The following is an 11,676-nucleotide window of genomic DNA, read 5'->3' as shown; positions in this document are numbered from 1 at the left end:
TGTCGTGTTTTTTTTTTTAAAAAGAAAAAATAATTTTTAATATTTTAAATTATTTTCTATATAAGAAATTAAGTAGTAAATATTAAAAATAAAATTATAATATTTAAAAAAATATTTAAATTTTTATTTATTTTAATATAAATTAATATTATTTATTTTAAATAAAGTTAATTTTGATAATAAAATTATTATTAATAATAATTTTATTATCAAAATTAAAATTAATATAATGTATAAATTATAATTAATTTAAATATAAAATAATTTTTTTAACAATGAAAAAAATATTTATATAAAATATAATATATTATATTTATTCGAAGTTTTAATTATAATGATAAATACAAAAAATAAGATTATATGTCAATATCCTGTTATTACTATTTTAGGTGATAATAATACAGGTAAATCTTCTTTATATAATATATTAATAGAAAAATATGATTCATTAGAAAATCATATACCAAATTTTACAGTAGATAAAAAATATGGTAAAGCTAAAATTAAAAATATAAAATATATTTGTGTAGATACAATTAGTTATAATAAAATTCAGGAAAATAATTCTTTAGTAAAGAAACAAATTTTATCATCTATTATAGAATCAAATTTAATTTTATTATTAATAAGAGAAAATAGATTAAATCTTATAGATTATAAAATAATAAATTATATCAGAAAATATAATAAACAAGTAATTATTATATTAAATAATACAAAAAAAATATTTTTAGATAATGAATTTTATTCTTTAGGTTTTAAATTTTATTTAATAAATATTAAAAATTATAAAAATATTTTAAAATTAAAAAAAATATTATATAAATATATAAATCAAATATATGATAATAAGAAAAATAATAATAATGTTTTATATAAAAAAATTTATACAATAAATAAAAATAATATCAAAATAGCAATTATAGGTATGCCTAATGTAGGAAAATCAACTTTAATTAATAAATTTCTTAATGAAAAAAGAATAATTGTTGATAATAAACCAGGAACAACTAGAGAAAGTATTTATGTACCATTAAACATTTTAAATAACTATAATAAAAATATAATTTTAATTGATACTGCTGGTATAAAAAAAAAAACCAAGATTAAAAACAAAATAGAAAAATTTTCAATTTTAGAATCTTATAAAACTATTCATAAATCAGATATTATTTTATATATAATAAATGGAGAAAAAAAAATTTTTTGTAGACAAGATATACAATTAATACAATATGTTATATCAAAAAAAAAAATCATGATCATTATTATTAATAAAATAGATCTTTTAACAAAAAAAAATATTTTATATTTAAAAAATTTAATAAAAATAAAATTCAAATTTTTTCCTGTAATTACTATTTCAGCTAAATTTATTTCAAATTTAAATAATATTTTACAATTAATTTATAAAACATATAATATGTCGACAAAAATATATCGTACTTCTAAACTTATGAAAATATTAAATTTAGCAACTAATTTAGTTTTACCTCCATTATACAATGGAAAAAGAATAAAATTAAAATATATACATCAAGTAAAAAACCATCCATTATTATTTATAATATATGGCAATCGATTAAAAAAATTAAGTTATAATTATAAACGTTACTTATTAAAATTTATTTATAATAAACTTCAATGTTTCGGTAATATTATAAATATAAAATTTAAAGAAAATAAAAATCCATATAATTAAATAATTTTAAGATCTATAACTATTAAAATAATATAAATTATTATTTATATACAATGAAAAAAAAAATTCTGTACTTTACATTTAAAGTAGCTCCTATGTTAGGAAAAACAAATAAATATTGTAGATATTTTTATCGAAAATTAACTAAAAAATCATTTTTATATACTGAAATAATACATTCTAATGCAGTTAAAAATAATAAAAATTTTTTATTAGAAAATAAAAATGCGTATAGGTATTAATTATAATAATAATTATTTATTTTTACATAAATTTATTAATTTACTTATAGTAAGTGAGTGTAAAAGATTTATTATTCATGCTAGAAAAACATTATTATATAATAATATTAATGTTAAAAAAAATTTAATAATTCCTAAATTAAATTATAAAATTATTTATCAAATAAAAAAAAATTTTCCAGATATAAAAATATCAATTAATGGAGGTATTAAAACTTTATTAGATATAAAAAAACATTTAAAATATGTTGATTGAGTTATGATCGGGAGAGAAGTTTTTAAAAATCCTAAAATATTAATAAATATAGATCAATATGTTTATAACTATACATCATTTTTACAAAATCATTTAGTAAAAGTAAAATCTATGTTTCCATATATAGAAAAAAAATTAAAAAAAGGTAATTATTTGATAACTATTATAACTCTTTTATTGAATATTTTTTATGGTATTAATGGATCAAATAAATTTAAAAAATTTATTTTTAATAAAAAAAATTCTATAAAAATTAATAATATAAAAATTTTAAATAAAGCTTCATCTTACATAAAAATAAAATAATATATTTATTATTTAAATAAATTAAAAATTATATTTGTATATGGTAAAAAAATAATTGAATGAAACAATTTAAAAAAGATCTTCAAATTGAAAGAATAAAAATTCCTCCACATTCTTTAGAAGCAGAACAATCAATATTAGGAGGATTAATGTTAGATAATAATCGATGGGATAACATTATAGAAAAAATAATAGTAGATGATTTTTTTATTTTATCACATAAAATAATTTTTAATGAAATGAATTATTTAATAGAATTAGGTAAACCTATTGATTTAATAACACTTTCAGAATCTTTAGAAAGTAAAAATAAATTAAGTCAAGTAGGAGGATTTGCATATCTTGCTGAATTATCAAAAAATATTCCTAGTATTTCTAATATATCTGCATATGCTGATATTGTTCATGAACGTGCTATTATTAGAGAAATGATATCTGTTGCAAATGAAATAGCAGAAGCAGGATATTATCCTAATGGAAGAAATAGTGATTATTTATTAAATCTAGCAGAATCACGTGTATTTAAAATAGCAGAAAAACGTTTAAATAAAGATGCTAAACCAAAAAATTTAGAAGAAATATTAGAAATGACTATTTCAAAAATTGAATCATTTTATAATATGCCTAAAAATGGTATTACAGGTATAGATACTGGTTATCATGAATTAAATAAAAAAACAGCTGGATTACAAAAATCTGATCTCATAATAATAGCTGCACGTCCTGCTATGGGAAAAACTACATTAGCAATGAATATTTGTGAATATACAGCAATATCTCAAGATAAACCTGTATTAATATTTAGTTTAGAAATGCCTTGTGAACAAATTATGATCCGTATGTTAGCATCTCTTTCTCGTGTATATCAAAGTAAAATTAGAACAGGACAACTAAATGATAATGATTGGAAAAAAATATCAGCTACTATGGAAATTTTATTAAAAAAAAAAAATATATATATTGATGATTCTTCTGAATTAACTCCTACAGAAATTAAGTCACGTTCTAGAAAAATCTTTAAAGAACATAATGGATTATGTTTAATTATGATAGATTATTTACAATTAATTAGAGTACCATCTTTATCTTTTAACAGAACTTTAGAAATTTCAGAAATTTCTCGTTCTTTAAAAGCTTTAGCAAAAGAATTACATGTACCTGTAATTGCTTTATCTCAATTAAATAGATCTTTAGAACAAAGATCTGATAAACGTCCGATGAATTCTGATTTAAGAGAATCAGGTTCTATAGAACAAGATGCAGATCTTATTATGTTTATCTACAGAGATGAGGTATATAATGAAAATACTAGTTTACATGGTATTGCTGAAATTATTATAGGTAAACAAAGAAATGGACCTATTGGAACTATAAAATTAATTTTTAATAATCAAATTACACGTTTTGATAATTATTCTAATTATTATAATAATGAAAATATTTAAATTTTAAAAATATTTTTATTAATTTTTATATAAATTATATTTATTATAAAAAAATATAATATAAATTTTTTTATTATGAGAAAATAAATGTTAAAAATTTTCAATACATTAAGTAAAAAAAAAGAATTATTTTTTCCTATTGATAAAAAACAAGTTAAAATTTATGTGTGTGGGATAACTACATATGATGTATGTCATATTGGTCATGGAAGAACTTTTATTATATTTGATGTTATTATAAGATATTTAAAATTTTTAGGTTATAATATTAAATATATAAGAAATATTACTGATATTAATGATAAAATTATAAATATAGCAAAAAAAAAAAACCAAAATATAAAATATTTTACAAAAAATATTATTAATAATATTTCTAAAGATTTTAATAATTTAAATATATTATCACCTAATTTTGAACCTAAGGTTACTGATCACATTACAGATATTATTCAAATAATAACAAAATTATTATCAAATAATACTGCATATATTGCTAAAAATGGCGATATTATGTTTTCTATTAGAAAATATTTAAATTATGGAATATTATCTAAACAAAAAATAAATTTGTTAAAATCAACTTTAAGAATTAAAAATATTAATTTTAAAAAAAATTATAAAGATTTTATTTTATGGAAATTAACTTCTAAATTAGAAATAGGATGGATGTCTCCTTGGGGTTATGGCCGTCCTGGTTGGCATATAGAATGTTCGACTTTAAGTCGTAAATATTTAGGAAAATATTTTGATATACATGGAGGAGGAAATGATTTAATTTTTCCTCATCATGAAAATGAATTAGCACAATCTTCTTGTATAGATAAAAAATTTCATGTTAATTATTGGATACATACAGGAATGATTATTATTAATAATAAAAAGATGTCTAAATCTTTAAAAAATACTTTAAAAATAAAAGATCTTTTATTAAAATATAATGAAGAGGTTATAAGATATTTTTTAACTGCTACTCATTATCGTAGTCCCATCATATATAATGAAAATAAATTAATACAAGCACGATTAGTTTTACAAAAATTATATATTTCTTTATTTCATCAAAATTATATTTATAAAATTAAAAATTTAAAAAATAATTTTTTTTTATTAGAACAACAATTTTATAATGCTATGAATGATGATTTTAATACCCCTAAAGCATATAGTATTTTATTTAAAATTTCACGAAAAATAAATATTGCTTATCAACAAAAAAAATATTTAATTACTAATTATTTAATTTCAAAATTAAAAAAATTAGGTAATATTTTAGGAATTTTATTTTATGATCCTAAAATTTACTTACAAAAAAATACAAATTTACATAATTTTTGTAATATAAATGAAATTAAACGATTAATTAAAATACGTAATATTGCGCGTCATAACCAATTATGGGGAAAAGCAGATTTAATTAGAAAAAAATTAGAAGATAAAAATATTTCTTTAGAAGATACAACTAATGGAACCATATGGAAAAAAAAAATTTAAAATTTTTTATTAATAAAATAATAAATACTTTATATAAAATTTCAAAACTTTTTTTTTATAAAAAAAAAATAATAAAATTACGTAATATAATTAATAATTATAATTATAAATATTATACATTAAATAATTCTGATATTTTGGATTATCAATATGATAAATTAATTAATAAATTAAAAAAATTAGAAAATTCATATCCTTATTTAAAAAATAAATATTCACCTACCCAATTAGTAGGTGCTAATTTAATATCAACATATCAAAAAATAAAACATAAAATGTTGATGTTATCATTAAATAATGTTTTTAACGAAAATGATTTACTAAAAAAATTTTTTTATCCTATAAAAAAAATCAATAATAAATTTGAATTTTGTTGTGAATTAAAATTTGATGGAATAGCCGTTAATTTACTATATAAAAATGGAATTTTATTTAGTGCTTCAACAAGAGGAAATGGATTAATAGGAGAAAATATTACTAAAAATGTATTACAAATTAAAGATATCCCCCACCTTCTAAAAGGTGAAAATTTTCCTAAATATCTAGAAATTAGAGGAGAAATATTTATTACAAAAAAAAAATTTCAAATATTAAATCAAAAAAAAATTATTAAATCTAAAATATTTAGTAACACAAGAAGTGCCACTTATGGTCTTATAAAATCAAATAAAAAGTATAATAAAAAATATCTACATTTACTAAATTTTTTTAGTTATGGCATTGGATTTATAAATAAAAATTTTTTTTTAAGTCAAAAAGAAATATTAAATAATTTAAAAATTTATGGTATTCCTACATCACAACATACTAAAGTTTTTTTTTCTTATCATAAAATAATTAATTATTATAAATATTTTCAAAAAATTAGAAATTTATTACCTTATAATATTGATGGTATTGTTATTAAAGTAAATAATATTCAACAACAAAATATTATTGGATATACTAATCATGCTCCTAAATGGTCTATTGCATATAAATTTCCTTCACAAGAAAAAATAACATTATTAAAAAAAATAATTTTTCAAATAGGACGTACAGGAATCTTTACTCCAATTGCTAAATTTAATACTGTTAATATTACTGGAGTTAACATTAATTTTGCAACATTATATAATATTAATGAAATTAAAAAATTAGATTTAAAAATAGGAGATACGATTGTTATACAAAGATGTGGAGATGTAATTCCTAAAATTACTCATGTGATTAAAAAAAACAGATCTTCAAAAAAAATGAAAAAAATTTCTATACCTAAAATATGTCCTAGTTGTTATTCAACACTTAAAATAAAAAAATATTATTTATATTGTCCAGCAGGATTATCTTGTAAATCTCAATTAAAAGCATATTTAAAACATTTTATTTCTAGAGATGCTTTAAATATTAATTTTATAGGAAATCAATTAATTAATAAACTTGTAGAACAAAATTTAATAAAAAATGTTATAGATTTATTAAATATTGACATTAATATTTTATCCAAAATAGATAATTTAGGTGTTAAATCTATTAAAAAAATTTTTAAATCTCTACAAAAAAAACAAAATATTACATTTAATAAATTTTTATTTTCTTTAGGTATGCCAGGAATCGGAAAAATAACTTCATATAATATATCATTGTCTTTCGAAACATTATATAAATTTTTACATACTGATATAGTTAAATTATCTAATATTATCGGTATAGGAAAAAAAAATGCAATAAATATTTTAAATTTTATTAAAAATAAAAAAAATATTTATATAATTTCTAAATTATTAGAAAAAATAAATATTATTTATCCTAAGAATATTTTTAAAAAAAATTTTTTTTATAAAAAAAATATTTCTATTACTGGAACATTTTTTTCTATTAAAAGAACGTCTATTTTAGATAAATTAACTATTTTAGGTGCTAAAATAAATGAAAATATTAGTAAAAAAACTGATATATTAATTTTAGGAAAATATCCTGGTTCTAAATTATTAAAAGCACACAAACTAAATACTAAAATTATTAATGAAAATCAAATAATTTCTTTATTAAAAGAAAATAAAAATAAATTTTTTAAAAAAAATTTAAATTTGTGAATTATAAAAATTAATGATATTATTATTAGTAATATTATTCTTAATAAGATTTTGCAATAATTCAGTTATATGAAAAATTTAAAAGATATTATAGAAGATTATTTTATTAAATATAAAAAAGATGATAATTTTTTATATAAAAGAGAAGTTATTAATAATATTAATAAAGTAATCAAATTCTTAGATAAAGGTATAATTAGAGTAGCTGAAAATGTTAAAGGAGAATGGGTAATTAATAAATGGATCAAAAAAGCTATATTATTATATTTTAAAATTAGTAAAAATTTTTTATTAAAAGGTTCATATAATAATTTTTATGATAAAATACCTTTAAAATTTAATTACAATAGTCAAAAAGATACTTTTGAAAACATAAAATGCAGAGTTATACCTCCTACTGTTGTAAGATATGGTTCTTTTATTTCTAAAAACGCAGTTTTAATGCCATCTTTTATTAATATAGGCGCTTTTATTGGTAAAAAAACTATGATAGATACTTGGTCTACTATAGGATCTTGTGCCCAAATAGGAAATAATGTACATATTTCTGGTGGAGTAGGTATAGGTGGCGTTTTAGAACCTATACAATCTAAACCTACTATTATAGAAAATAATTGTTTTATTGGGGCTAGATCTGAAATAGTAGAAGGAGTTATTGTAAAAAAAGGATCAGTAATTTCGATGGGAGTATATATTGGACAAAGTACTAAAATTTATGATAGGGAAAATGGATTAATTCATTATGGTATAGTTCCTAGTTATTCAGTTGTTGTACCAGGTACTTTACCATCTAAAAATAAAAAATATAATTTATATTGTGCTATAATAGTTAAAAAAGTTAATAAAAAAACTTTAAGTAAAGTTGAAATAAATGATATTTTACGCACCTCATTATAAGTAAAAATGAATAGTGTGATTTTTTTAAAAATTAAAATAACATAATTTTTTCAAAAAAACATTAAATTTTTGTTAAAACAATAAAAATTTTTACTGCATCCGGGAGGATTTGAACCCCCGACCACTCGGTTCGTAGCCGAGTACTCTATCCACTGAGTTACGGATGCTTTTTCCTCGGTGAGAGAGAGATTCGAACCCTCGATGTAGAATACTACATACACCCTTAGCAGGGGTGCGCCTTAAACCACTCGGCCATCTCACCATTATATACAAATATAATTATATCTGCTAGAAAAATTTTGTCAAATTATTTTATTAAATTTGTTTTTTGATTTTTTTCTGCTTGTATACGTTGATATATTTCTTCACGATGAACAGCAATTTCTCTGGGAGCATTAACACCTATTCGAACTTGATTTCCTTTTATTCCTAATACTGTTACTATGACTTCGTCACCAATCATAAGTGTTTCGCCTACTCGACGAGTAAGAATTAACATTCTTTTCTCCTTAAAAGAAATAAAATATAAAATATGTATTATTATATTTAAATTTTATTTAAATTATTAATTTAATTCATTTATTTTATTTAAAATAAATGTTCTTATTTTAGATAAGATAAAATAATATTGATCTATATTAAGATTAATATTACCTTGAACTATATTAGCACATCCATTTATATTGCAAACATTTTTATCTAAATTTCTTTTCATAAAATCTAAAATATTTATTTTATTATTAATATTTTTTGTAATTTTAATTACAAAAAATATTTTTTTTTCCCATTTAGTTGATAAAATTATTATAACTTTACATAATTTTTTAATTATTTTTTTTAAAATAATATTAAAAAATATTGGATTAAAATTATATATTTTACTAATAATTATATTTATATTTTTTAATAAAATATTATTTTTTAATAAAATATTTTTTTCTTTTAAGAAAAAATATTGTTGTAACTCTTTAAAATTTTGTTTTAATAAACAATTTTTTTTTTTATTTAATAAAATATTTTGTATTAAATATTTTTCATTTGTATTAAATAAATTAGAAATATATTTTATATTTTTATTTTGTTGTTGTATATATTCTAATGCTAGAGTATGTGTAATCGCATGTATACGTTTTATACTATTAGCTATATTTAAAAATTTAGTAATGACAAATAAACCTATTTGACCAGTATTTTTAATATGTGTACCACCACATAATTCTTGCGAAATATTTTTAATATCTACAATTCTTACAAAAGAAGAATATTTATTTTCAAATAATGACATTATATTTTTTTTATTTTTTATTTCTTCTTTTTCTTTTATATATGTTTTTATAGGTATATTTTCTAATATATAACTATTAATTTTTTTTTCAATATATGAAATATCGTCTAATTTTAAAGAATTATTTAATATAAAATCAAATCTTAAATATTTATTAGTTATTAATGATCCTTTTTGTTGTACATATGTACCGAATTTTTTACGTAGTATAGCATGTAATAAATGTGTTGCAGAATGATTCCTACTAATCATCATCCGATTAAATATATCTATTTTAGAATATAAATAATCATTTTTATTTAATGAACCTAAAATCATTTTTCCTACGTGAATAATTATATTTCCTTGTATTTTTGTATCGTATACTTGAAAAATATTTTTTTTATTTTTTTCCAAAAACCCTATATCTCCTCTTTGTCCACCTGATTCTCCATAAAAAGTTGTAATATCTAATATTATCTCACCTTCATCTCCTAAATTAATTTGATTATGGGAAATTTTATTTATATAGATATTTAATATTTTACTATAAGTTATAAAATTTTTATATCCATTAAATTTAGATATATTATTTTCATAATAAATGTTTTTTTTATTAATAAAAAAATTATTCTTTTTTGATTTTTGACGTTGAATTTCCATATATTTGATAAATTCTTTTTTATTTATATTAATATTTTTATTTATACATATATTTTGAATTAAATCTGGAGATAATCCGAAAGTATCATATAAATAAAACATTTGTTTTCCTGTTAAATAGCTATTATTGGACTTTTTAAGTTCTTTATTTAATAATAAAATTCCTGAATTTATAATTTGATTAAATTTTTCTTCTTCATTTTTAATAATATTTGTAATTAGATTAATTTTTTTTTTCAGAAAAAATTTTTCATTATTATTTATATATTTAATATAAATTTTTACTAATTGATAAAAAAATGGTTCTTTTTTACCTAAAATTCTTCCATGATTTATAGCTCTTCTAATAATTTTTCTTAAAATATATCCTCTTTTTTCATTACTAGGAGTAATACCTTCTGTTATTAAATAAATAGTTGATCTAATATGATCGGCTATAACTTTTAAAGAATTATGTTCTAAATCTTGTATCTTAATTATATTAGCTATTTCTTTAATAATTTTTTTAAAAAAATATATTTTATAATTTGAATCAACTCCTTCTAAAATACTAGTAATACGTTCTAATCCCATACCAGTATCTACTGATTTCATCATTAAAGGAATTAATTTTCCATTTAATGTTCTATTAAATTGTATAAAAACAATATTCCATATTTCAATAAAACGATTACCTAAATTACTTTTAATATTACCTTGTAAATGATCACCTAAATCATAAAAAATTTCAGTAGATGGTCCACAAGGACCAGTTTCAGACATTTGCCAAAAATTATCAGAATTATATTTCTGATTATTTTTATCTTTTATTAAAATTAAATTTTTTTTAGATATACCAATAATTTTATGCCAAATATTATAGGTTTCAATATCTTTATAATATACAGTAATAAATATTTTTTTTTGTTTTAAATTAAACCATTTAGAATTAGTTAATAATTCCCATGCATAAAAAATAGCTTCTTTTTTAAAATAATCTCCAAAACTAAAATTACCTAACATTTCAAAAAATGTATGATGTCTGTTTGTAAAACCTACATTTTGAAAATCATTATGTTTACCTCCAATACGTATACATTTTTGTATTGTAACAATTCTTGAATAAGGAGATTTTTTATATCCTAAGAAATATTCTTTGAATTGATTCATACCTGCATTTGTAAATAATAATGATGAATCATTACAAGGAATTAATGAACTTTCTTTAATTTTTTTATGTTGTTTTTTATTAAAAAATTCTAAAAATATTTTACGAATTTCTTCAATTTTATTATCCATATTATAAATTAACCTTAAATATTTTTTAAAATATTATTTATAAAATAAAAGTAT

The 11,676-nt window shown here is 18.0% G+C and carries 8 protein-coding genes, 2 tRNA genes and 1 pseudogene; 7 read left to right on the top strand and 4 right to left on the bottom strand.

Annotation, left to right across the window (positions count from 1 at the left end):
- Nucleotides 1-334 precede the first annotated feature (334 nt).
- The 7 genes and pseudogenes from der (at nucleotide 335) to dapD (ending at nucleotide 8,417) form a co-directional block, all read left to right on the top strand.
- Entirely contained in the window at nucleotides 335-1,702 is a 1,368-nt protein-coding gene (der, locus tag GJT96_RS00215) for a ribosome biogenesis GTPase Der (protein ID WP_169780254.1), read from the top strand.
- A 53-nt stretch (nucleotides 1,703-1,755) separates the two neighbouring features.
- Nucleotides 1,756-1,944, top strand: coding sequence for a tRNA-dihydrouridine synthase (locus GJT96_RS00210; RefSeq protein ID WP_169780253.1), 189 nt, complete (start codon nucleotides 1,756-1,758; stop codon nucleotides 1,942-1,944).
- A pseudogene (locus GJT96_RS02455) lies at nucleotides 1,928-2,506 on the top strand (tRNA-dihydrouridine synthase). Before GJT96_RS00210 ends, GJT96_RS02455 begins: the two are co-directional and overlap by 17 nt.
- A gap of 59 nt (nucleotides 2,507-2,565) precedes the next feature.
- Entirely contained in the window at nucleotides 2,566-3,951 is a 1,386-nt protein-coding gene (gene dnaB / locus GJT96_RS00195) for a replicative DNA helicase (RefSeq protein WP_169780250.1), read from the top strand.
- Nucleotides 3,952-4,038: 87 nt separating this feature from the next.
- Nucleotides 4,039-5,445, top strand: a complete 1,407-nt coding sequence (gene cysS / locus GJT96_RS00190) for a cysteine--tRNA ligase (RefSeq protein WP_169780249.1) — start codon at nucleotides 4,039-4,041, stop codon at nucleotides 5,443-5,445.
- The gene (ligA, locus tag GJT96_RS00185; RefSeq protein ID WP_169780248.1) at nucleotides 5,427-7,520 is read left to right on the top strand and encodes an NAD-dependent DNA ligase LigA; all 2,094 of its coding nucleotides are present in this window, start codon (nucleotides 5,427-5,429) and stop codon (nucleotides 7,518-7,520) included. The genes cysS and ligA overlap by 19 nt, the downstream gene beginning before the upstream one ends.
- A gap of 69 nt (nucleotides 7,521-7,589) precedes the next feature.
- Nucleotides 7,590-8,417, top strand: a complete 828-nt coding sequence (dapD, locus tag GJT96_RS00180) for a 2,3,4,5-tetrahydropyridine-2,6-dicarboxylate N-succinyltransferase (RefSeq protein WP_169780247.1) — start codon at nucleotides 7,590-7,592, stop codon at nucleotides 8,415-8,417.
- 94 nt (nucleotides 8,418-8,511) lie between these two features.
- Here dapD and GJT96_RS00175 read toward each other — a convergent pair.
- The 4 genes from GJT96_RS00175 to alaS all read right to left on the bottom strand — a co-directional run bounded on the left by GJT96_RS00175 (nucleotide 8,512) and on the right by alaS (nucleotide 11,622).
- Nucleotides 8,512-8,584, bottom strand: a tRNA-Arg gene (locus GJT96_RS00175).
- Nucleotides 8,585-8,592: 8 nt separating this feature from the next.
- Nucleotides 8,593-8,679 (bottom strand) — tRNA-Ser (locus GJT96_RS00170).
- 45 nt (nucleotides 8,680-8,724) lie between these two features.
- Nucleotides 8,725-8,916: a carbon storage regulator CsrA gene (csrA, locus tag GJT96_RS00165; protein ID WP_169780246.1), complete on the bottom strand. Its 192-nt coding sequence runs from the start codon at nucleotides 8,914-8,916 to the stop codon at nucleotides 8,725-8,727.
- A gap of 66 nt (nucleotides 8,917-8,982) precedes the next feature.
- A complete protein-coding gene (gene alaS / locus GJT96_RS00160) occupies nucleotides 8,983-11,622 on the bottom strand; it encodes an alanine--tRNA ligase (protein ID WP_169780245.1) in 2,640 nt (879 codons plus the stop codon).
- Nucleotides 11,623-11,676: the final 54 nt, after the last annotated feature.

Source organism: Enterobacteriaceae endosymbiont of Donacia piscatrix, from assembly GCF_012569525.1.
Taxonomy (GTDB): Bacteria; Pseudomonadota; Gammaproteobacteria; order Enterobacterales; family Enterobacteriaceae.
The sequence above is the reverse complement of the archived record's forward strand: the minus strand, read 5'-3'. Positions and strand labels throughout refer to the sequence as shown.

What these genes read in the sequence shown, in the direction of transcription:
- dnaB (WP_169780250.1), top strand. Translation starts at nt 2,566, where the DNA reads ATGAAACAATTTAAAAAAGATCTTCAAATTGAAAGAATAAAAATTCCT.
- ligA (WP_169780248.1), top strand. Translation starts at nt 5,427, where the DNA reads ATGGAAAAAAAAAATTTAAAATTTTTTATTAATAAAATAATAAATACT.
- GJT96_RS00210 (WP_169780253.1), top strand. Translation starts at nt 1,756, where the DNA reads ATGAAAAAAAAAATTCTGTACTTTACATTTAAAGTAGCTCCTATGTTA.
- cysS (WP_169780249.1), top strand. Translation starts at nt 4,039, where the DNA reads ATGTTAAAAATTTTCAATACATTAAGTAAAAAAAAAGAATTATTTTTT.
- der (WP_169780254.1), top strand. Translation starts at nt 335, where the DNA reads ATGATAAATACAAAAAATAAGATTATATGTCAATATCCTGTTATTACT.
- dapD (WP_169780247.1), top strand. Translation starts at nt 7,590, where the DNA reads ATGAAAAATTTAAAAGATATTATAGAAGATTATTTTATTAAATATAAA.
- alaS (WP_169780245.1), bottom strand. Translation starts at nt 11,622, where the DNA reads ATGGATAATAAAATTGAAGAAATTCGTAAAATATTTTTAGAATTTTTT.
- csrA (WP_169780246.1), bottom strand. Translation starts at nt 8,916, where the DNA reads ATGTTAATTCTTACTCGTCGAGTAGGCGAAACACTTATGATTGGTGAC.